We start from the raw sequence: 20422 nt of genomic DNA, 5'->3' as shown, positions 1-20422 counted from the left end.
GCCGACACCCACCTCCCCCATGGCCCGGAGGGGGCGGGGGACGGCAGGCTGGGGGCATGACCGCTGATCATCCGAGCACTCCCTCCCCCGCCGTCGCGGCCCGCAACCCGCCCGCGCGGCGACGGACCGCGTACGGGAAGGAGACCTGGAAGGAGATCTCCTTCCTCCTCCTGAACCTGCCCGCCTCGCTCGTGGGCTTCGTCTACGCCATCACCTCGGTGGTCGTCGGGGTCGCCCTGTCGGTGACCGTGATCGGCCTGCCGCTGCTGGCGGCGGGCCAGGCGGGCGCGCGCGGGATCGGCCGGTCCGAGCGGGCCCGGGCGCGGGCGATGCTGGACGTGGACGTGGCCGAGCCGTCGCGGCTGCCGCGCGTCGGGGGCACGCTGCCCTGGCTGTGGGCGCGGCTGGCGGACCCGGTGGCGTGGCGGACGCAGCTGTACGGGCTGATCAGGCTGCCGTGGGGCGTCTTCACCTTCTCCGTCACCTTGGTGGCGCTGGTGGCGCTGTGGCCGGTGCTGCCGTTCATCGCGCGGGGCCTGGCGGCGGCGGACCGGGGCATGGTCCGGGGGCTGCTCTCGCCCTCGGACGAGCTGGAGCGGCGGATCGCCGAGCTGGAGTCGGACCGGGGCGTGGTGGTGGACACGGCGGCGGCGGACCTGCGGCGGATCGAGCGGGACCTGCACGACGGGGCGCAGGCGCGGCTCGTGGCGCTGGCGATGGGGCTCGGCCTCGCGAAGGAGAAGCTGCACGAGGATCCGGACGCGGCGGCGGCGATGGTCGCGGAGGCGCACGGCGAGGTGAAGCTGGCGCTCCAGGAGCTGCGGGACCTCGCGCGCGGGATCCATCCGGCGGTCCTGACCGACCGGGGGCTCGGGGCGGCGCTGTCCTCGCTGGCGGGCCGGTGCACGGTGCCGGCGACGGTGCACGTGGATCTGGCGGAGCGGCCGGCCGAGGCGATCGAGGGGATCGCGTACTTCACCGTCTCGGAACTGCTCCAGAACGTCTCCAAGCACGCCCGCGCCCGCAAGGCCTCGGTGGAGGTGTGGCGCTCGAAGGACCGGCTGCTGCTCCAGGTCCGGGACGACGGCGTGGGCGGAGCCCGGCTCGACGGCCCCGGCACGGGCCTGGCCGGCCTGGCGGAGCGGCTGGGCGCGGTGGACGGGCTGCTGGTCGTGGACTCGCCGGAGGGCGGGCCGACGACGGTCACGGCGGAGCTGCCGTGGCGGGAGCGAAGGGGCTGAGCGGCGGGGCTGTGCGGCGGGGGCGACGCGGCACGGCTGGGCTGCGGGTGGCGGAACGGCCGGGCTGCGGGTGGCGGAACGGCTGAGCTGCGGGTGGCGGAACGGCCGGGCGATGAGGCGGGTCGGACGTCTCCTCGGGGGTGGGGTTATCCCCCCACGGGAGACGCCGACCCGCCTCATGGTGTGCGGGGGGTCCCGGACGGGAGCCTTGAGCTGTACCGAACGACGTACCGAACAACCTGCCGAACGACGTACAGACCAGACGTACCACCCGCCCCGATCCCCCTCCCTCCCAGTGAAGGACGTCCCCGATGGATTCGCCGCTCGTTCCCTCCGCCCTCCGGGCCCCGTTCCAGGGGCGGACCTGGCGGGCCTTCCTGTTCACGCTGGTGGGGCTGCCGCTGAGCGTGCTGGGGTTCTCGCTGGCCGTGGCGCTGACCTCGACCGGGCTCGGGCTGCTGATCACCTTCCTCGGGGTGCCGGTCCTCGCCGCGTCGCTGGCGGTGTGCCGGGGGCTCGGGGCGGTGGAGCGGGCGCGGGTCCGGGGGCTGCTCGGGACGGACGTGGCGGCGCCGGAGCCGGTGCGGGGGCGGACCGGCGGGGCGTTCTCGTGGATGGCGGCGATGCTGCGGAGCGGGGCCTCGTGGCGGCACCTGCTGTACGCGCTCGTGCACTTCCCGTGGGCGGTGTTCTCGTTCTGCGTGTCGCTGACCTTCTTCACGTGGGGCTGGGGCATGTTCACGTATCCGCTGTGGCGGTGGGTCTTCCCGGCGCACCTGGGCCAGGACGGGATCCAGCTGTACGGGGACGAGACCCACGCGATGTACCTCGACTCGCCCTTCGAGGTCGCCGTCACCTGCGGTCTCGGGCTGCTGGTCGTGCTGGCCTGGCCGCCGCTGGTGCGCGGGCTGACGGCGGTGGACCGGGTCCTGGTGGCGGGGCTGCTGGGGCCGGGCCGGCTGGCGGAGCGGGTGACGGAGCTGGAGTCGGACCGGGGTACGGCCGTGGACACGGCGGCGGCCGACCTGCGGCGGATCGAGCGGGAGCTGCACGACGGCCCGCAGGCGCGGCTCGCGTCGCTGGCGATGGATCTGGGCGTCGCGAAGGAGACGCTGGTCAGGGACCCGGAGGCGGCGGCGGTGCTGGTGGACGAGGCGCACGGCGAGGTGAAGCTGGCGCTGAAGGAGCTGCGGGACCTGGCGCGGGGCATCCACCCGGCGGTCCTGACCGACCGGGGGCTCGACGCGGCCCTGTCGTCGGTGGCGGCGCGCTGCTCGGTGCCGGTGTCGGTGACGGTGGAGCTGCCGGGCCGTCCGGTGGCGGCGATCGAGGGTCTGGCCTACTTCACGGTCGTGGAGCTGCTGCGGAACGTGACGCTGCACGCCCGGGCCCGGCGGGCGTCGGTGGACGTGTGGCGGTCGGAGGAGCGGCTGATGCTCCAGGTCCGGGACGACGGCGTCGGCGGCGCGGACCCGGCGCGCGGGCAGGGGCTCGCGGGGCTGGCGGAGCGGCTGCGGTCGGTGGACGGCGTGCTGGCGGTGGACTCTCCCGCGGGCGGCCCGACGACGGTGACGGCCGAGCTCCCCTGGCGCGCCTGACCTCACCGCCCCGACCACCCCGCCCGGGCGCGGGGGCGGCGAACCACCGCGCTTCCCGGGCGCGCCCGACCAGAACCCCCGCCCGCCCATCCCACCAGGCCCGTCCCCCCTCCCGGACCGCAAGGGCCTCCGGCGCACCCGCCCGCACAGCCCGCCCGCACAGCCGGCCCACCCGGCCCGCCACCCCGGCCCGCCCCCGCGGCCCCGGCCAGCCTCGGCCCGCCCACCCGGTCCGCCCCCCGGCGCCCCGGCAATGTCTCCGGCAATGTCGGGGCGGGGATCGCCCGTGCCGCCCGCCGGGCGGGCATTCCTGCGATGCTGATCACGCGGCGCCGACCGGGTCGCGTGGAGTCGAGCAGGGTTTCTGGGGGCAGCGGGCGTGGGTGCGGGTGAGGTGACCGGGCGGGTGCGTGTGGTGATCGCCGAGGACTCGGTGTTGTTGCGCGAGGGGCTGACCCGGCTGCTCACGGACCGGGGGCACGAGGTCGTCGCGGGGGTCGGGGACGGCGACGCGCTGGTCAAGACGGTGGCGGAGCTCGCGGACGCGGGCGCGCTGCCGGACGTGGTGGTGGCGGACGTACGGATGCCGCCGACCCACACGGACGAGGGCGTGCGGGCGGCGGTGCGGCTGCGCGCGGAGTATCCGGACCTCGGGGTGCTGGTGCTGTCGCAGTACGTGGAGGAGCAGTACGCCACCGAACTGCTGGCCGGTTCCACGCGGGGCGTGGGCTATCTACTGAAGGACCGTGTCGCCGAGGTGCGCGAGTTCACGGAGGCGGTGGTGCGGGTGGCCGGGGGCGGTACGGCCCTGGATCCGGAGGTGGTGCAGCAGTTGCTGGGCCGGAGCCGTCAGCAGGACGTGCTGGCGCACCTGACCCCGCGCGAGCGGGAGGTCCTCGGTCTGATGGCCGAGGGCCGGACGAACTCGGCGATCGCGAAGCAGCTCGTGGTGAGCGACGGCGCGGTGGAGAAGCACATCGGCAACATCTTCCTGAAGCTGGGCCTGTCGCCGAGCGAGGGCGATCACCGCAGGGTGCTGGCGGTGCTGACGTATCTCAGGTCGTGACCGGAGCACCCCCCGAAACCTTGATCTTCTGACACTCTGTCAGATAAGGCCGTTCGGGGCCCTCCGGGGCCTAGGACGGAAGAACGAGTCGGAATGCGGCGTTCCGGAACATTCCGGGTAGCCGCAGAACAGGACAATGTACGACACAAGGGCGTCTCAGACCGAGGCCCGAGATGTGAGAACTCCAGGGAAGGTCCACTTCGCAGTCGTAGGGTGGGCCCAGAGTCCCGCTTGCCGCTAGGGAGGTCCAGTTCAGTGACCAGCCAGGTCAGTAGCGAGGCCGGTGAAGCCCTGCTCGCGGAGCAGCGCAGCGCCCCGGCGGAGGCCCGCCAGGGTGCCGAGAAGGAGGTCCGCCGACTCGATCGGGTGATCATCCGGTTCGCGGGTGATTCCGGTGACGGTATGCAGCTCACGGGTGACCGTTTCACGTCGGAGACGGCGTCGTTCGGGAACGATCTGTCGACGCTGCCGAACTTTCCGGCGGAGATCCGGGCTCCGGCCGGGACGCTGCCGGGTGTGTCGTCGTTCCAGCTGCATTTCGCCGATCACGACATCCTGACGCCGGGTGACGCGCCGAACGTGCTGGTCGCGATGAATCCGGCGGCGTTGAAGGCGAACATCGCCGACGTGCCGCGTGGTGGCGAGATCATCGTGAACACCGACGAGTTCGCCAAGCGGGCGATGGCGAAGGTCGGCTATGCGCAGAGTCCGCTGGAGGACGGGTCGCTGGACGGCTACCGGGTGCATCCGGTGCCGCTGACGACCTTGACGATCGAGGCGCTGAAGGAGTTCGGGCTCTCCCGGAAGGAGGCCGAGCGGTCGAAGAACATGTTCGCGCTCGGGCTGCTGTCCTGGATGTATCACCGGCCGACCGAGGGCACCGAGGCGTTCCTTAGGTCGAAGTTCGCCAGGAAGCCGCAGATCGCCGAGGCGAACGTGGCCGCCTTCCGGGCCGGCTGGAACTTCGGCGAGACCACCGAGGACTTCGCCGTCTCCTACGAGGTGGCCCCCGCCACCCGTGCCTTCCCCACCGGCACGTACCGCAACATCTCCGGGAACCTGGCCCTGTCCTACGGGCTCATCGCCGCCGGCCGGCAGGCCGCACTGCCGCTCTACCTCGGCTCGTACCCGATCACCCCGGCCTCCGACATCCTGCACGAGCTGAGCCGGCACAAGAACTTCGGCGTGCGGACCTTCCAGGCCGAGGACGAGATCGCCGGCATCGGCGCCGCGCTCGGCGCCGCGTTCGGCGGCTCACTGGCCGTGACCACCACCTCAGGCCCCGGCGTCGCGCTGAAGTCCGAGACGATCGGACTCGCGGTCTCCCTGGAGCTGCCGCTGCTGATCGTCGACATCCAGCGCGGCGGCCCGTCCACCGGCCTGCCGACCAAGACCGAACAGGCCGACCTGCTCCAGGCGATGTACGGGCGCAACGGCGAGGCCCCCGTCCCCATCGTCGCGCCGAGGACGCCGGCCGACTGCTTCGACGCGGCACTGGAAGCGGCCCGGATCGCCCTCACCTACCGCACCCCCGTCTTCCTCCTCTCCGACGGCTACCTCGCCAACGGCTCCGAGCCCTGGCGGATCCCGGAGGTGGAGGCCCTGCCCGACCTGCGGACCGCGTTCGCGACCGGCCCGAACCACACCGAGGCCGACGGCACCGAGGTCTTCTGGCCCTACAAGCGCGACCCCGAGACCCTGGCCCGCCCCTGGGCCGTGCCCGGCACACCGGGTCTGGAGCACCGGATCGGCGGCATCGAGAAGCAGGACGGCACCGGCAACATCTCCTACGACCCCGCCAACCACGAGTTCATGGTCCGCACCCGGCAGGCCAAGATCGACGGCATCACCGTCCCCGACATCGAGGTCGACGACCCCGACAGTGCCCGGACCCTCGTCCTGGGCTGGGGCTCCACCTACGGCCCCATCACCGCCGCCGTCCGCCGCATCCGCCGCGAAGGCGGCCACATCGCCCAGGCCCACCTCCGCCACCTCAACCCCTTCCCCCACAACCTCGGCGACGTCCTCAAGCACTACGACAAGGTCGTCATCCCCGAGATGAACCTCGGCCAGCTCGCCACCCTCATCCGCGCCAAGTACCTCGTCGACGCCCGCAGCCACAACCAGGTCAACGGCATGCCGTTCAAGGCCGAGCAGCTCGCCGCCGTCCTCAAGGAGGCCATCGATGCCTGAGCCGCGCACCGACTCGCTCCTGCACCTGGTCCCCAAGGCCGAGGCGCGGCAGACCATGAAGGACTTCAAGTCCGACCAGGAGGTCCGCTGGTGCCCGGGCTGCGGCGACTACGCCGTCCTCGCCGCCGTCCAGGGCTTCATGCCCGAACTGGGCCTGGCGAAGGAGAACATCGTCTTCGTCTCCGGCATCGGCTGCTCCTCCCGCTTCCCGTACTACATGAACACCTACGGGATGCACTCCATCCACGGCCGCGCCCCCGCCATCGCCACCGGCCTCGCCACCTCCCGCCGCGACCTGTCCGTCTGGGTCGTCACCGGCGACGGCGACGCCCTGTCCATCGGCGGCAACCACCTCATCCACGCCCTGCGCCGCAACGTCAACCTCAAGATCCTGCTCTTCAACAACCGGATCTACGGCCTCACCAAGGGCCAGTACTCCCCCACCTCCGAAGTCGGCAAGATCACCAAGTCGACCCCCATGGGCTCCCTCGACGCCCCCTTCAACCCCGTCTCCCTCGCCATCGGCGCCGAGGCCACCTTCGTCGCCCGCACCGTCGACTCCGACCGCAAACACCTCACCGAGGTCCTGCGCCAGGCCGCCGACCACGACGGCACCGCCCTCGTCGAGATCTACCAGAACTGCAACATCTTCAACGACGGCGCCTTCGAAGTCCTGAAGGACAAGGACCAGGCCCAGGAAGCCGTCATCCGCCTCGAACACGGACAGCCCATCCGCTTCGGCACCGACCTCGCCAAGGGCGTCGTCCGCGACCCCGCCACCGGCGACCTGCACGTCGTCACCGTGACGCCGGACAACGAGTCCCGCATCCTCGTTCACGACGCCCACGCCGCCTCCCCGACGACCGCGTTCGCGCTCTCCCGGCTCGCCGACCCCGACACCCTCCACCAGACCCCCATCGGCGTCTTCCGCTCCGTCGAACGCCCCGTCTACGACACCCTCATGGCCGACCAGCTCGACCAGGCCACCGAACGACACGGCGAAGGCGACCTCGCCCGACTCCTCGCCGGCAACGACACCTGGACCGTCGTCGGCTGACGGTGGATCACCTTCCGGAGGCGTCCTGACCCGACCGGTCAGGGCGCCTTCGTCCGCTCGCGCTTCTTCCGCTCGGCGATCTCGTCGTCCGCGACCTTCTCGTAGTGACCGAGATAGCGGACCTTCCCGCCGGCCTCGACGCGGTGGATGTACACCTGGTGCAGGAAGCGGAAGCTGTTCGAGGTGTCGAAGCCGTACTTCTTCGTCACTCCCTCGTACGTGAGGTCCCGCAGCCGCCGGGTGAGCGCGCCCCGCTCCACGGCGAGCCCGTTCGCCGCCACGCCCCGCATGGTCTCGGCGAGGGCGAGGGTGACGTCGTACGCCTCGGCGGCGTACCGGTCGACGGGGGCGCCGGCGGCCAGGCCCCAGCGCTTCCGGTAGGCGTCGGTGAACTCCTTCGCCGCGGGGACGGCGGCCGGGTCGACGTACGAGGTCCCGATGTACCAGCCTTCGGCGGCGGGCCCCGCGCCGGTGAGGAACGCCGGGTCGAGGACGCTCTCGATGGCGCCGCGGAGGCCGGTGAAGCCCACCGCGGCGAGCGCGCGGGCGCAGCGGGCGGCCCGCTCCGGCGACAGGCCGGCGTAGAGGACGCCCTCGGCCCCCGACTCCTTGACGGCCCGCGCGACCGGGCCGAAGTCGTCGGTCTCCGCGTCGACCTGATGGCGGCTGACGGTGGCTCCCGCGGTGGCGAGGTTGCTCTCCAGGGAGGTGCCCATCGCCCAGGCGATCTGACCCGCGGCGGCGTCCTCGATCACGGCCACCCTGGCCAGCTTGCGCGCGATGGCGACGGTCGAGAAGCCGAGCTGGAGCAGTTCGATCTGGGTGCGCATCTCGAAGTAGGCGGGCTCGCCGATGAGGTCGGGCATCACGGTGTAGTCGACGCCGGTGGCGACGCTCGCGTACACCAGGGAGTTCGACTGGTACGTCTCGGCGGCGGCCTCGACGACCTGCGGCGAGGTCGGGCCGATGACGGCGAGGACGCCGCGGTCCTTGCCGACGGCGGTGGCGGTCCGGGCGGCGCGGGCGGGGTCGCCCGCGTCGTCGTGGACCTTCACGGCGAGGTGGAAGGGGCGGTCGGGGCGGGCGTTGTGGTGTTCGGCGGCGAGCCGGACCCCCCGTTCCTGGGCACGGCCGTCCGCCTCGCGGGGGCCGCTGAGGTCGGTCTGGACGCCGATCGTGTGCGTGGGGAGGTTGCCCGCGGTGGCGCCGGCCACGCCACCGTCCGTGCCGCCCGAGGACCCGCCCGTGGCGCCGCCGCCCCCTCCGATGAGGCCGCCGAACCGGGCGGCGAGGACGCTCGCGGAGACGACGAGGGCCGCCGTGCCGCCGACGACCAGGGCCCGTCGGGACGGGCCGCGGGCGGGTTCCGCGGGCACCAGGGCGGTGGGCTCGGGGACGGGCAGGTCGAGGACGCGGGCGGAGCGTTCGGCGATGAGGGCGGGCAGGCCGGGCGGCAGCAGCCCTCCGACCGGCCCGCCGGTGCCCCCGAGCGCGTCCCGTACGGCCTCGGCGGTGGGCCGGGCGGCCGGGTCCTTGGCGAGGCAGGCTGCCACCAGGGGCTTCAAGAAGGGTGGTACGGAGCCGAGTTCGGGCTCCTCGTGGACGGTGCGGTAGACGACGGCGGCCACCGTCCCCGTACCGAAGGGGCGTTCGCCGGTGAGCGCGTGGGCGAGGACGCATCCGAGCGCGAACACGTCCGCCGGGGGCCCGACTTCGCCCGCCCCGGCCGCCCTGGCCTGTTCGGGGGCGAGGTAGCCGGGGGTGCCGATCATGGCGTCGGTGGCCGTGAGCGCGGTCGCCCCGGCGGTGCGGGCGATGCCGAAGTCGATGAGCCGGGGGCCGTCGAGGGCGAGGAGGACGTTGGCGGGCTTGACGTCCCGGTGGACGAGCCCGGCCGTGTGGAGGTCGGCGAGGGCGTCGGCGAGCCGGGCGCCGAAGGCGCGGACGGCCGCCTCGGGGAGGGGGCCGTGGAGGGCGACGGCCTCGGCGAGCGAGGGGCCGGGGACGTACTCGGTGGCGAGCCAGGGTTCGCGGGCCTCCGGGTCGGAGCCGAGGACCCGGACGACCCAGCGGCCGGTGATCCGCTCGGCGGTGCGGGCCTCGCGGCGGAAGCGCTCCCGGAAGGCGGGGTCGGCGGCGTGCTCGGCGCGGATCACCTTGACGGCGGCGAGCGCCCCGCCGGGGCCGCGGCCGAGGTAGACGACGCCCATGCCGCCGGAGCCGAGCCGTCCGAGGAGGCGGTGGCCGGCGACGGCGGACGGGTCGGACCGGTGGAGCGGGCGCAAGGGTCAGGCCCCCTGGGGCGAGGACGAGGGATCGGGTGCGCCCTCGGGCTTGGGCGGCGTCGAGGGGGCCCAGTCCAGGGGCTCGTAGCGACCGTCCCGGACGGTGTGGAGGTAGGTGCCGACGCCGGTCAGGTTGCCGTCCTCCTTGAAGCCGTATTCGCCCATGATGCCCTCGTAGACCGCCTTCTTCAGAAGCCCGGGCAGGGTGGTGCGGTCGGGGCGCCGGCCGCTCTTGAACGCCTTCTCGACCTGGCCGGCGAGCATCATGACGGCGTCGTACGCCTCTCCCGTGTAGGGGGCCGGGTCGGTGCCGTACCGGGCCCGGTGGGCGGCGGTGAAGGGGGCGGCCTGCTTCCGGATCCCGGGCGGGACGACGGGCGCGCCGACGACCCAGCCGTCGGCGGCGGCGCCCGCGCCCTGGAGGAACTCGTCGCCGTAGACGTGCTGACCGGCGATCCGCATGCCGGTGAACCCGAGCTTGTCGAGGGTCCTGGCGGCGCGGACGGCGCTGGGGGCGAGGCCGGCGTGGACGTACGCGTCGATGCCCGCGTCCACCATCTCGCCGAGGACCCGTTCCAGGCGCTTGGCACCGGCGGGGACGACCCGGGGGTGCGGGAGGACACCGCTCCCCTTGAAGCCGATGGTGGCCCCGACGACGTACTGCCAGGAGTAGTTGTCGTCGGTGCGGTCCTGGAGGAGTCCGGGCCGGGTCAGCGGCCGGGGGCTCTTCGCCAGGGCGTAGTAGGAGAGGTAGAGCGCCGCGTAGTTGTGCGGGGTGCAGAGCCGCACGACGCTCATGCCCTGGCCGAGGGCGGGGTTGGTGAGGAGGTTGTAGCCGGCGGAGACCGTGAGGACGGGGAGGCGGGCCTCGTCGTAGGCGGGGAGGGCGGCGTAGCCGGTGTAGTCGTGGCTGGGGCCGATGATGCCGAGGACGTCGGGGTCGGAGGTGAGGGCACGGGCGGCGGCGGCTCCGCGCGACTGGTCCCCCCGGTCGTCGGAGGTCTTCACGTCGAGCGTGAAGGGCTTGTCCTTGCGGGAGTTGAAGGCTTCGACGGCGAGCCGGACGCCCCGCTCCTGGGCCTGGCCGATGTGCTTGCCGGGGCCGCTGAGGTCGGCCTGGACGCCGATGGTCCACTTGCGGGTCCTCGGCGGCGCGGGCTGCTTGCCGTCGGTCGTCCCGCCGTTCCCGTCGCGGAGGGCGAGCCAGGTGCCGCCCCCGCCTGCGGCGAGCACGCCCGCGCCGCCCGCGAGCAGGAGGAAGCGGCGGCGGCCGGGGCCGGTGGGCGGGGTGGGTGCGGGGGTGCTCGTCGGGTCGATGTCGGGGAGCGCGAGCATCCGGGCGGAGCGCTCGGCGATGGTGTGGACGACGGGGGCGGGGAGCCAGTCGGCGGCCGTGCCGGGGGTGTCCACGACGAGCCGTGCGGCGAGGGCCTCGGCGGTGGGGCGGGCGGCCGGGTTCTTGGCGAGGCACTCCCGCAGCAGGGGCAGCAGCCCGGCCGGTACGCCGTCGAGGTCGGGCTCGTCGTGCACGGTCCGGTACATGAGGGCGTCGACGGCGCCGGTGCCGAAGGGCGGGCGGCCGGTGGCCGCGTAGGCGAGGAGGCAGCCGAGGGCGAAGACGTCGGAGGCCGGGCCGATGTCCCCGGTGCGCGCCTCCGCCTGCTCGGGTGCGAGGAAGCCGGGGGTGCCGACGACCATGTCGGTGCCGGTCAGCGCGGTCTCGCCGTCGGGGTCGGCGGCGCGGGCGATGCCGAAGTCGATGAGCCGGGGGCCGTCGACGGCGAGGAGGACGTTGCCGGGCTTCACGTCGCGGTGGACGAGCCCGGCGGCGTGCACCGCGGCGAGCGCGCGGGCCACGGCGCCGCCGAGGACGCGCAGGCTGTGGCCGGGCAGCGGGCCGTGCGCGGTGATCGCCTCGCCGAGGGACGGGCCGGGCACGAAGGCGGTGGCGAGCCAGGGCTCGGGGGCGTCGGGGTCGGCGCCGAGGACCGGGACGGCGAACGGGGAGACGACCCGCCGGGCCGCCTCGACCTCGCGCCGGAAGCGGCTCCGGAAGTCCGGCCGCTCGGCCCGGTCCGCGAGCGTCACCTTCACGGCGGCCAGCTCGCCCGCGTCCGTACGCCCCAGGTACACGACGCCCATGCCACCCGCGCCGAGCCGCCCGAGGAGGCGGTACCCGGCGAGGGTGGAGGGGTCGGCGGGCAGCAACGGCGCGAGGTCGCCCGCGGCGCGCGCGGGGCGTGAGGGGACGGGGTCGGGGTCGGGGGTGGAGGTGGGGGTGGGGGCGGCGGCGGAGGTGGGAGCGGGCGTGGAGGCCGGCTCGGGGGCCCCGGGGGCGGTCCCGGGCGGGGCGGAGGGTGGCTCGGGGGCCGGGCCGGGGGTGGGGGCGGCGTCGGAGGGTGGCTCGGGGGCCCCGGGCGGGGCGGAGGGCCACGAGGGCACGCGGGGGTCGGGGATCGCCCGCCCGCCGACGGGAGGCCCGACGCGGCGATCCCCGGCGGGAGGTCCGGCCTGGGAGCCCCCGGCGGGAGGTCCGGCCTGGGAGCCCCCTGCGGGCTCCCCGTCACCGGGGGTGGGCCGGGGGACGTCCTCGGGGGACGGGGGGCGGGCGTCCGGGCTCACTGCTTGACCTCCAGCTCGGCCTGGGTGCGGTTGAGCATGGTGACGAGGGCCCGGATCATCGCCGTACTGACCTCGTCCTCGGTGTGGCCGGCCGAACCCTTGGCGGAGACGGCGAGCGTCACCGTCCCCACCCGCGACTGGGACCAGCCGTAGAAGTGCTCGCCCGCGACCCCCGCCTTCACGTACTTCCCGCGCTCGCTCAGCGAGTCGGCGGCGGTGAAGTTGCCGTTGACGCCGAAGGGGTTGCCGATGGAGAAGAGGCCGGTGACCTTCTCCCCGTCCCGCAGCACCTGGTCGGGGCAGCGCAGCGCCTCCTCCAGGGTCTGCGCCATCTCCCACTCCGCCTCGTCGACGGAGGTGTGGACGGTGACCGTGGCGGCCACCTGGAGCAGGCCCTTGGCGCCCTTGGCGGGCAGCCGGCTGTAGCCGGTGACGCTGTGCAGGACGGTGGGCGGCACCGTCCCGGTCTCCCAGCGGCAGGTGGCGGGCAGCACGGGCCAGTAGCTCTCGGAGCTCAGGTACGGGCTCCGCTCGGTGTAGCCCGGGCCCCAGGAGTCCGGCTCGGCGAGGACGTCCAGGGCGAGCCGCTTCGCGTCGGCCCTGTTCCTCGGGGCGCGGTCGGGGTCGAAGGTGAAGCTGAGGGCCGTGGGCGTGGCCAGGGGGTCGGGGGTGCCCGACGCGGCGGAGGAGGGGGAGCCGCTCGCGGCCGGGGGCGACGTGGCGGTGGGCGCCGAGGAGGAGGCCGAGGGTTTCGGGTCGCCGCTCCCTCCCCCGTCGTCCGAGCAGCCCGCCAGCAGGATCCCGCCCACCAGGACGGCACAGCAGGAACGCGTCAGTCGTGCGTACGACACTCTTCCCCCACCCCCCGCTCACACGATTCCCCCAGGGGCCACGATCGTATGCGCGGAAGGACCGACTCCGGTGCGCTACCGATTCATTGATCACGTGCCTCGTCGTAGCGGGTGCGGGCGGCCTCGACGGCGGGGACGCGGGACTCGGTCCAGAGGGCCAGGTCCCTGACGCGGTGGGCCGCCTCCTCGCCGAGCGGGGTGAGGGTGTAGTCGACGCGGGGCGGGATGACGGGCTTGGCGTCGCGGTGGACGAAGCCGTCGCGCTCCAGGGTCTGGAGGGTCTGGGTGAGCATCTTCTCGCTGACGCCGCCGATCCTGCGGCGCAGTTCGCTGAAGCGGTACGAGCGCTCCAGGAGGGCGATCAGGACGAGGACGCCCCAGCGGCTGGTGACGTGCTCCAGGACGAGGCGGGACGGGCACATGGCGCCGTCGACGTCGGCCAGCAGGGGACCTTCGAACGGCTTCACACTTACCTCCATGACAGTACCTTACTTCAAAGTGGGTACTTTCGATTGGTTAGTGCCCGCCGTACGGTGAGTGTGTCGCCCCCGCCGGAACCGCGGGACCCGCGCACTCCCGCGCTCCCGCGCTCCCGCCCCCACACATCCATCGCACTCACCCCCGAAGGAAGCCCTCATGAGCATCGTCGTCACCGGAGCCACCGGACAGCTCGGCCGTCTCGTCGTCGACGCCCTCCTCGCCGACCCGGCCGTGCCCGCCGGGTCCGTCGCCGCCGTCGTCCGCGACAAGGAGAAGGCCGCCGGCCTCGCGGACCGCGGTGTCGAGCTGCGGATCGCCGACTACAGCCGGCCCGAGACGCTCGCCGGTGCCTTCGAGGCGGGCGACCGGGTGCTGCTGATCTCCGGCAGCGAGGTCGGACGGCGGGTGCCGCAGCACGCCGCCGTGATCGACGCGGCCGGGGCGGCGGGCGTGGCCCAGCTCGCGTACACCGGCGTCCTGGGCGGTCCGGACGCCGACTTCGACCTGGCGGCGGAGCACAAGGAGACCGAGGCGCTGATCCTCGCCTCGGGCCTGCCGTACACCTTCCTCCGCAACGGCTGGTACAGCGAGAACTACACCGCGAACCTCGGCCCCGTCCTCGCCCACGGCGCCGTCGTCGCCAACGCGGGCGAGGGCCGCGTCGCCTCCGCCTCGCGCGCCGACTACGCCGCCGCCGCGGCCGCGGTGCTGACCGGTCCGGCCTCGGAGCACCTGGGCAGGGCGTACGAGCTGAGCGGTGACGAGGCGTGGTCGCTCGCCGAGTACGCGGCGGAGGTCGCGGCCCGCAGCGGCCGGGAGATCGCGTACACGAACGTGCCGGCGGCGGCGCACCTGGAGATCCTGACGGGTGCCGGCGTGCCGGAGCCCTTCGCGGCGATCCTCGTCGACGTGGACGAGGCGATCGCGCGGGGCGCGCTGGCGATCAGGACCGGCGACCTGGCGCGGCTGATCGGCCGCCCGACCACCCCGATCGGGACGACGGTCGGGGAGGCGCTGGCCGCCGCGGAGTGACCACGACCCCGCTCGCCCCACCACCCCCACCGCCCGCACCACCCCCACCACCCTCAAGGTCATGACCGTGCAGCAAGTACGCACATGACAGCCTGCCCTGTGCGGCGCTACCTTCATCGGAACAGCGCGGCGCAGGGCGGGAGGCTTTTGATGGGCGGAAGAGGCATGGCCGGGACCGGCACGCCGGGCACGGGGGCGGGTACGGGGTCCCCGGGCGCGGCCGGCGGCTCCGGCGCGGGCACCGACGCCGAGAACCGCGCCGGCCTGCTCTACGGCATCGCCGCCTACGCGGTCTGGGGCCTGGTCCCGCTCTACTGGCCGCTCCTGAAGCCCGCGAGCGCGGGCGAGATCCTGGCCCACCGGATGGTGTGGTCGTTCGCCTTCGTCGGCCTCGCCCTGCTGGTGCTGCGCCGCTGGGGCTGGGTGAAGGAGCTGGCGGCCGACCCGCGCAAGCTGGGCCTGCTGACCATCGCCGCGACCGTCATCACCGTGAACTGGGGCCTGTACATCTGGTCGGTCAACAACGGCCACGTCGTCGAGGCGTCCCTCGGCTACTTCATCAACCCCCTGGTGACCATCGCGCTCGGCGTCCTCGTCCTGAAGGAGCGCCTGCGCCCGGCCCAGTGGGCGGCGGTCGGCATCGGCTTCGCCGCCGTGCTGGTCCTGGCGATCGGCTACGGCCGCCCGCCGTGGGTCTCGCTCACGCTGGCCTTCTCGTTCGCGGTCTACGGCCTGGTGAAGAAGAAGGTCAACCTCGGCGGCCTGGAGTCGCTGGCCGCCGAGACGGCCGTCCAGTTCCTGCCGGCCCTCGGCTACCTGCTCCTCCTCGGCTCGCAGTCCACGCTCGCCTTCGGCTCCGAGGGCGCCGGCCACATGGCCCTCCTGGCCTCGACCGGCCTCGTCACGGCCATCCCGCTGGTCTGCTTCGGCGCCGCGGCGATCCGGGTGCCGCTCTCCACCCTGGGCCTGCTCCAGTACCTGGCACCGATCTTCCAGTTCCTCCTCGGCGTCGTGTACTTCCACGAGGCGATGCCCCCCGAGCGCTGGGCCGGCTTCTCCCTGGTCTGGCTCGCCCTCACGCTCCTCACCTGGGACGCCCTGCGCACGGCCCGCCGCAGCCGCGCCGCGATGGCCCGCGCGACCCGGGAGGCGGCGCACCACCTCCCGGCCCCGGCCGACACCCCCCGCCCGACGAGGAACGACGTCCGCGCCTGACCCCCGCCCGGCAGGAACCGACACCCCCCGCCCGGCGGGAACCGACACCCCCACCGACCCCGATCGCCGGCACCGGCCGCCACCGCGGGGCCAGGGCCGTCACGCCGCGGCGCGGAGGCCGGACAGGAGGCGGTCGAGGGAGGCGGCGGTGGCCCGGGGGTCGCCGCCCCGGGCGATCCAGAGGGCGGCCTCGTTCATGGCGCCCGAGAGGAGCCGGGCCAGGGGTTCCACGGGCTGGTCCGCGATGACGCCCGCCTCGGCGAGTGTCGTCAGCGCCTCCGTCAGGTGCCGGGCGGAGGACTCCTCGTCCAGGGCCCGCCACTCGTCCCAGCCGAGCACGGTCGGCGCGTCGACGAGGAGGATCCGCCGCACCGCCGGGTCGGACCCGGCGTCGAGGAAGGCCCGGCAGCCGGCCCGCAGCTGCTCCCAGGGGTCGTCGTGGCGATCGGCGGCCGTGGCGACCCGCTCGCCCAGTTCGCGCTGGACCTCGGCGACGACGGCCCGGAAGAGGCCCGCCTTGCTGTCGAAGTGGTGGTAGGCGGCGCCCTTGGTGACGCCCGCGGCCCGTGCCACCTCGGCGAGCACCACGTGGTGGTAGCCGTCGGCGGCGAACCCGCGCCGCCCCTCGTCCAGCAGGGCCCGCCGCGTGGCCGCCCGTTGTTCCGCCCGGTTGACCGCCATCCCGCGCACCGCCCTCTCTCCCGCTCCGCCTCTCCGTTCCCCATTTTCCCATACCCGGGGTATGCTCACAGCATGATTCGCATACCTTGGGTATGTGAAAGTGAGCGTCACGAGGGACACGGAGATCTCGCCATGACACACCCCACCGCCACCGCACTCCGCGGCTTCTACCCGGTGCTCGCCACCCGCGACGTGGCCGCCGCCCGCGACTTCTACACCCGCCACCTCGGCTTCGAGGCGACCTTCGAGGCGGACTGGTACGTGAGCCTGCGCCGCCCGGACGCCCCCCAGTACGAGCTGGCGCTGCTCGACCCCACCCACCCGAGCGTCCCCGAGGGCCACCGGGCCGCCCTGTGGGGCGGGCTGCTGCTGAACTTCGAGGTGGACGACGTGGACGCCGAGCACCGGCGGCTCGTCACCGAGGCCGGTCTCACCGAGGTGACGCCGCTGCGCACCGAGGACTTCGGCCAGCGTCACTTCATCGTGGCGGGCCCGGACGGCGTGCTGATCGACGTCATCACGGTCGTGCCGCCGACCGAGGAGTTCGCCGCCCAGTACACCGACGGCGTCTGATCACCCGTTCCGGTGGCGGGGCCCGCCCGCGTGCACAAGGCTCTGAAGGATGGAGAAGGAGCCCATGTCACAGCAGGGGCCGCGGCCGCTGCACTGGAAACTCGTCGTCGACTGCGCCGACCCGCACGCCCAGGCCGCCTTCTGGGCCGCCGCCCTCCGGTACGAGGAGGAGGACCACAGCGGCCTCGTGGGGAAGCTGCTCGCCGCCGGGGCCGTACCGGACGGGGTGACCGCCACCGTCCACGCCGGCGAGGCGGGGGAAAGGCTCGGGTGGCACGATCTCGCCGCCGTCCGGCACCCGGAGGACCCCGTGTCGGAGGAGAACGGTGCCGGTCTCGGCCGGCGGATCCTCTTCCAGCGGGTGCCCGAGCCGAAGACCGTGAAGAACCGCGTGCACCTCGACGTGCACGCCCCGCCCGGCACCCGGGACGCCGAGGTGGAGCGCCTGGAGAAGCTGGGCGCGTCCGTGCGGCGGCGGGTGGCCGAGCAGGGCGGCTCGTGGGTGGTGATGACCGACCCCGAGGGGAACGAGTTCTGCGTGCAGTGAGCACGCGGCGGAGCCCGTACGCCCCCGGGGCCGGCGCCGGCTCACAGGGCGAGCAGCGCCCCGTGGGCCACGCCCGGCACGCCCGGGTCCCGGAGCGGCCGCAGGGCGAGCCGCATCAGGGCGAGGGCGTTGTCGTCGCCGGCGATCCGGTTGGCGCTGAGCTCGCCGCAGGACCGGCACTCGTGGACGAGCAGCCATTCGCCGTCGGGCCGGACGGAGACGCTGAGCGGCACCATCCGGCCCTGGCAGGCGGCGGCCCGGTCGCCGGGGACCCGGCCGTCCACGTGCAGGCTGGCCAGGCAGTTCGGGCAGTGGTTGCGGTGCGCCGTGCCCGGTGCGGTCAGCGGGACGACGAGCCGGCAGCCGACGCACCGGAAGTCCTGCTCCCGGTGGCCGCTCCGCTGCTCGTGCAGCACGTCCTTGCGCCGCTGGGTGCGGCGGCGGGTGTCGGTGCGCGTACGGCGGGCCATGTCACAGGTCCCCGAACGCTTCGAGCGGGAACGGCGGCTGGGCCAGCGGCCGAACCGCCATCCGCATCAGGATGAGCCGGTTGTCGTCCTCGGCGACGGGGCTGGAGGTCAGCTCGTCGCAGCGCACGCAGCGGTGGACGATCATCCAGTCCCCGGTCCGCAGCACGGCGATGGAGATCGGTGTCATCCGCGCCTTGCAGTCGCTCGCCCCGCCCTCGACGTGGTCGTGGACGTGCCGGGAGTGCAGGCAGGACGGGCAGTGGTTGCGCCGCTGCCCGCCGGCGGCGTGGGCGTGGACGGTGAGTCCGCACCACACGCAGGTGAAGGTGTCGATGGTGATGGTCACCCGGAGGCTCCTTGCTGAGGAATCGTCACTGGCAGCAGGAGTCGGCCGAGCGGGCCTCGCGGGGTCGGCGCCTAGGCGGCGGCGACGGTGGGGCTGGGGCGATGCGCGCTCGGCGCGGGCCGGGTCATAGACACACCCTCTCGGTGGGCCCGGTGGGGCCGGGTCGTACGGCGGACGGTTCGGGCCCGACAGTAGGCAGCCCGCCCCGCCCGCCGCCACCGCTTTTCCGCGGGCGGGTGCGCTACGGGCGCCGGACCTCGAAGAGGAAGCAGCCGTACTCGACGGCCCTGACGTGCACGAGCGCGGTCTCCCGGTCGGCGAAGGCCTCCTCGAACGCCGCTTCCAGGCCGGGGAGTTCGACGAGCCGGCCGCCGAGGATGCGCCCGTCGGAGCCGTACCGGCGGACGGTCCGCCGGGCTCCCGCGTGCTCGAAGGGGTGTCCCGGCCGCCCGTCCTCGGGACCCTCGCACTCCTCGGCGTGCACGAAGACGGGGCCGACCTCGTCGTACGCCCCCGGCTCGGCCCCCGCGCCCGCCGCCCACCGCCGCAGCGGGGCGTACGAGACGAGCGCGATCCGCTCCCCGGCGCGGGCCCGGCGCAGACAGCAGCGCAGCGGCTCGCCGCCTTCGGGGGCGGTGAACGGGCGGGGCGGGCGCCCGGCGTCGTCGGCGGTCCGGAGCGCGGCGAGTACGGCGGGCTCGACGGCCCGGGGCGTGAAGAGGCTCATGGGTCCAGCGTCCGCCGGAACCTCCGGGGCCGCTGGCGGGATTCGGACCGCGCGTTGCGTCCGGGGCGCGCGGGCCCCGGCGTACCCGACGCCCCCGGACGCCCGACCCCCCGGCGTACCCGACACCCCCGGCCCCCGGGACGCGCGGGCCCCCGGCCCCCGGTGTCCGGAGTCCGGGGCCCGCGCGTCCCGGGCGCGGCGGGGTCAGCGCAGGGCGAGCGCGACGATCTGGGTGACCGCCTCCGCGTCGAAGTTGTCGTCGCTGACGAGGACCAGCGACCGCTCGCCGGACGGCAGGACGGGGCCCCAGGTCATGCCCTCGGTGTTGTCGACGGTGGAGAGGCCGAGGGTGTGGAAGTCCGCGACGAGCGTCTTCCGCATGGGCACGACGGGCTGTCCGGCCAGGGAGTCCACGTCCCGCACGTCGGTGGCGCCGCGCGTGGTGGCGTCGTACAGCCGGATCTTGTACCCGGAGCCGGCGACCCAGGTGCGTTCGAGCACGAGGTAGCGGTTCGGGTCGTCCGGGAAGGCGAGGAGGGACGGGACGCCGGTGTCGGGGCCCCACGGGCTGGTCGGGTCGGACTCGGCGAAGATCTTCTCGATCGGGTACGCGAACTGGCCGAGGACCCGGCCGGCGCGGGTCTGCCGGGTGACCCGGACGAGCGCGCCGTGCGTCGTGTCCGGCACCGGCCCGTCCTGGACGAGCGGGCCCTCGATCGCGCTGGTCACCACGGAGCCGCGGGCGCCGAAGGTGAGGGCTTCGACGGCCTGGTTCCGGCGCGGCCCCCGGTCGGGCGTGATCGTGTAGTTCTCCGGCAGGCGCAGCGAGCCGCGGTGGCCGCCGTCGGGCGCGGAGATCTCGATGGACGGCTGGATGACCGGCGGGCCCGCGACGGCGGGCCGGTCGCCCTCCTGGCCCCACCAGTAGCGGCAGGTGCGCGGGTCGACGCGGATCTCCTCCGGGTCGATCGCCCTGCCGTCGTTAAGGGCGGGCGACGGGTAGACCGTCCCGTCCGGCTGGAGGAGGGGACGGGTGCCGGTGAGGTCCACGGAGTGCACGCCGGCGGCGTCGACGTCGATCTCGGCGGTGTAGAAGCGCGCGGGCTGGAGGAAGGAGCGGTCGTCGCTGATGAGGACGTAGGCGCCGGTGCAGCGGTCGCGGTCGATGCCGGAGAGGCCGCCGACGGTGGTGCCCCGGAAGTCGAGCTTGTGGGGGACGATCTTCTCGCCGAGGAGGCGGGCCTGCACCGCGCGCTTCGCCTCCGCGGCGGGGGCGCCGGGTGCGGGCGCGGCGGCCACCGCGGGGGCGAGAGCGGACGTGAGGAGCAGGGCCGCGACGCAGGCGCGGCCGATCAGGGAGGAGCTCATGCGGATGATCATGTCCCGGGCCGTGGTGGCCCCGCAGTCACCCAGCCGAGTGTTCTCCGGCCCGTCCGGG

18 protein-coding genes are annotated in these 20422 nt (G+C 74.3%); 9 read left to right on the top strand and 9 right to left on the bottom strand.

Annotation, left to right across the window (positions count from 1 at the left end; translation table 11 throughout):
* Positions 1-56: 56 nt before the first annotated feature.
* The 5 genes from ACF1BN_RS18940 (at position 57) to ACF1BN_RS18920 (ending at position 7155) form a co-directional block, all read left to right on the top strand.
* Positions 57-1241: a sensor histidine kinase gene (locus ACF1BN_RS18940; protein WP_392332738.1), complete on the top strand. Its 1185-nt coding sequence runs from the start codon at positions 57-59 to the stop codon at positions 1239-1241.
* Between the two features lie 311 nt (positions 1242-1552).
* The gene (locus ACF1BN_RS18935; protein ID WP_392332737.1) at positions 1553-2839 is read left to right on the top strand and encodes a sensor histidine kinase; all 1287 of its coding nucleotides are present in this window, start codon (positions 1553-1555) and stop codon (positions 2837-2839) included.
* A 406-nt stretch (positions 2840-3245) separates the two neighbouring features.
* Complete coding sequence (locus ACF1BN_RS18930; RefSeq protein ID WP_376600856.1) at positions 3246-3905, top strand: LuxR C-terminal-related transcriptional regulator; 660 nt, start codon at positions 3246-3248, stop codon at positions 3903-3905.
* 255 nt (positions 3906-4160) lie between these two features.
* Entirely contained in the window at positions 4161-6098 is a 1938-nt protein-coding gene (locus tag ACF1BN_RS18925) for a 2-oxoacid:acceptor oxidoreductase subunit alpha (RefSeq protein ID WP_392332736.1), read from the top strand.
* A complete protein-coding gene (locus ACF1BN_RS18920) occupies positions 6091-7155 on the top strand; it encodes a 2-oxoacid:ferredoxin oxidoreductase subunit beta (RefSeq protein WP_392332735.1) in 1065 nt (354 codons plus the stop codon). Before ACF1BN_RS18925 ends, ACF1BN_RS18920 begins: the two co-directional genes overlap by 8 nt.
* A gap of 38 nt (positions 7156-7193) precedes the next feature.
* Here the strand turns inward: ACF1BN_RS18920 and ACF1BN_RS18915 are convergent, their stop codons facing one another.
* The 4 genes from ACF1BN_RS18915 to ACF1BN_RS18900 form a co-directional block, all read right to left on the bottom strand.
* Positions 7194-9440 carry a bifunctional serine/threonine-protein kinase/ABC transporter substrate-binding protein gene (locus ACF1BN_RS18915; RefSeq protein ID WP_392332734.1) on the bottom strand — a complete coding sequence of 749 codons (2247 nt, stop codon included), beginning with the start codon at positions 9438-9440 and terminating at the stop codon, positions 7194-7196.
* Positions 9441-9443: 3 nt separating this feature from the next.
* Positions 9444-11648 carry a bifunctional serine/threonine-protein kinase/ABC transporter substrate-binding protein gene (locus ACF1BN_RS18910; protein ID WP_392332916.1) on the bottom strand — a complete coding sequence of 735 codons (2205 nt, stop codon included), beginning with the start codon at positions 11646-11648 and terminating at the stop codon, positions 9444-9446.
* Positions 11649-12058: 410 nt separating this feature from the next.
* Positions 12059-12913 (bottom strand): hypothetical protein, encoded by an 855-nt coding sequence (locus ACF1BN_RS18905; RefSeq protein ID WP_392332733.1) that lies wholly within the window; start codon positions 12911-12913, stop codon positions 12059-12061.
* Positions 12914-12996: 83 nt separating this feature from the next.
* Positions 12997-13335 carry a winged helix-turn-helix transcriptional regulator gene (locus ACF1BN_RS18900; RefSeq protein ID WP_392332915.1) on the bottom strand — a complete coding sequence of 113 codons (339 nt, stop codon included), beginning with the start codon at positions 13333-13335 and terminating at the stop codon, positions 12997-12999.
* Between the two features lie 214 nt (positions 13336-13549).
* Here ACF1BN_RS18900 and ACF1BN_RS18895 point away from each other — a divergent pair, with 214 nt between their 5' ends.
* Entirely contained in the window at positions 13550-14425 is an 876-nt protein-coding gene (locus ACF1BN_RS18895; protein ID WP_392332732.1) for an NAD(P)H-binding protein, read from the top strand.
* Between the two features lie 165 nt (positions 14426-14590).
* On the top strand, positions 14591-15640 hold the full coding sequence (gene rarD / locus ACF1BN_RS18890) for an EamA family transporter RarD (protein WP_392332731.1): 1050 nt from the start codon (positions 14591-14593) through the stop codon (positions 15638-15640).
* A gap of 99 nt (positions 15641-15739) precedes the next feature.
* On the opposite strand, the gene ACF1BN_RS18885 is transcribed toward rarD, so the two are convergent.
* Complete coding sequence (locus tag ACF1BN_RS18885) at positions 15740-16321, bottom strand: TetR/AcrR family transcriptional regulator (protein WP_392332730.1); 582 nt, start codon at positions 16319-16321, stop codon at positions 15740-15742.
* 132 nt (positions 16322-16453) lie between these two features.
* Between ACF1BN_RS18885 and ACF1BN_RS18880 the strand changes: the two genes are divergently transcribed.
* Both ACF1BN_RS18880 and ACF1BN_RS18875 read left to right on the top strand, forming a co-directional pair.
* Positions 16454-16894, top strand: a complete 441-nt coding sequence (locus ACF1BN_RS18880) for a VOC family protein (RefSeq protein WP_392332729.1) — start codon at positions 16454-16456, stop codon at positions 16892-16894.
* A 64-nt stretch (positions 16895-16958) separates the two neighbouring features.
* A complete protein-coding gene (locus ACF1BN_RS18875; RefSeq protein WP_392332728.1) occupies positions 16959-17441 on the top strand; it encodes a VOC family protein in 483 nt (160 codons plus the stop codon).
* A 41-nt stretch (positions 17442-17482) separates the two neighbouring features.
* Here ACF1BN_RS18875 and ACF1BN_RS18870 read toward each other — a convergent pair whose 3' ends face one another.
* The 4 genes from ACF1BN_RS18870 to ACF1BN_RS18855 all read right to left on the bottom strand — a co-directional run bounded on the left by ACF1BN_RS18870 (position 17483) and on the right by ACF1BN_RS18855 (position 20352).
* Entirely contained in the window at positions 17483-17911 is a 429-nt protein-coding gene (locus ACF1BN_RS18870; RefSeq protein ID WP_392332727.1) for an RNHCP domain-containing protein, read from the bottom strand.
* A 1-nt stretch (position 17912) separates the two neighbouring features.
* On the bottom strand, positions 17913-18257 hold the full coding sequence (locus ACF1BN_RS18865) for an RNHCP domain-containing protein (RefSeq protein WP_392332726.1): 345 nt from the start codon (positions 18255-18257) through the stop codon (positions 17913-17915).
* Between the two features lie 241 nt (positions 18258-18498).
* Positions 18499-18984: a DUF1203 domain-containing protein gene (locus tag ACF1BN_RS18860; protein WP_392332725.1), complete on the bottom strand. Its 486-nt coding sequence runs from the start codon at positions 18982-18984 to the stop codon at positions 18499-18501.
* A gap of 204 nt (positions 18985-19188) precedes the next feature.
* On the bottom strand, positions 19189-20352 hold the full coding sequence (locus ACF1BN_RS18855) for an esterase-like activity of phytase family protein (protein ID WP_392332724.1): 1164 nt from the start codon (positions 20350-20352) through the stop codon (positions 19189-19191).
* Between the last annotated feature and the right edge of the window lie 70 nt (positions 20353-20422).

The sequence above is a fragment of the Streptomyces sp. NPDC014861 genome (assembly GCF_043081625.1).
Lineage (GTDB): Bacteria > Actinomycetota > Actinomycetes > Streptomycetales > Streptomycetaceae > Streptomyces.
This window is presented reverse-complemented; position numbering and strand designations above follow the sequence as displayed.

What these genes read in the sequence shown, in the direction of transcription:
- ACF1BN_RS18875 (WP_392332728.1), top strand. Translation starts at nt 16,959, where the DNA reads ATGTCACAGCAGGGGCCGCGGCCGCTGCACTGGAAACTCGTCGTCGAC.
- rarD (WP_392332731.1), top strand. Translation starts at nt 14,591, where the DNA reads ATGGCCGGGACCGGCACGCCGGGCACGGGGGCGGGTACGGGGTCCCCG.
- ACF1BN_RS18920 (WP_392332735.1), top strand. Translation starts at nt 6,091, where the DNA reads ATGCCTGAGCCGCGCACCGACTCGCTCCTGCACCTGGTCCCCAAGGCC.
- ACF1BN_RS18855 (WP_392332724.1), bottom strand. Translation starts at nt 20,352, where the DNA reads ATGAGCTCCTCCCTGATCGGCCGCGCCTGCGTCGCGGCCCTGCTCCTC.
- ACF1BN_RS18900 (WP_392332915.1), bottom strand. Translation starts at nt 13,335, where the DNA reads ATGTGCCCGTCCCGCCTCGTCCTGGAGCACGTCACCAGCCGCTGGGGC.
- ACF1BN_RS18870 (WP_392332727.1), bottom strand. Translation starts at nt 17,911, where the DNA reads ATGGCCCGCCGTACGCGCACCGACACCCGCCGCCGCACCCAGCGGCGC.
- ACF1BN_RS18940 (WP_392332738.1), top strand. Translation starts at nt 57, where the DNA reads ATGACCGCTGATCATCCGAGCACTCCCTCCCCCGCCGTCGCGGCCCGC.
- ACF1BN_RS18885 (WP_392332730.1), bottom strand. Translation starts at nt 16,321, where the DNA reads ATGGCGGTCAACCGGGCGGAACAACGGGCGGCCACGCGGCGGGCCCTG.
- ACF1BN_RS18895 (WP_392332732.1), top strand. Translation starts at nt 13,550, where the DNA reads ATGAGCATCGTCGTCACCGGAGCCACCGGACAGCTCGGCCGTCTCGTC.
- ACF1BN_RS18860 (WP_392332725.1), bottom strand. Translation starts at nt 18,984, where the DNA reads ATGAGCCTCTTCACGCCCCGGGCCGTCGAGCCCGCCGTACTCGCCGCG.
- ACF1BN_RS18880 (WP_392332729.1), top strand. Translation starts at nt 16,454, where the DNA reads ATGACACACCCCACCGCCACCGCACTCCGCGGCTTCTACCCGGTGCTC.
- ACF1BN_RS18935 (WP_392332737.1), top strand. Translation starts at nt 1,553, where the DNA reads ATGGATTCGCCGCTCGTTCCCTCCGCCCTCCGGGCCCCGTTCCAGGGG.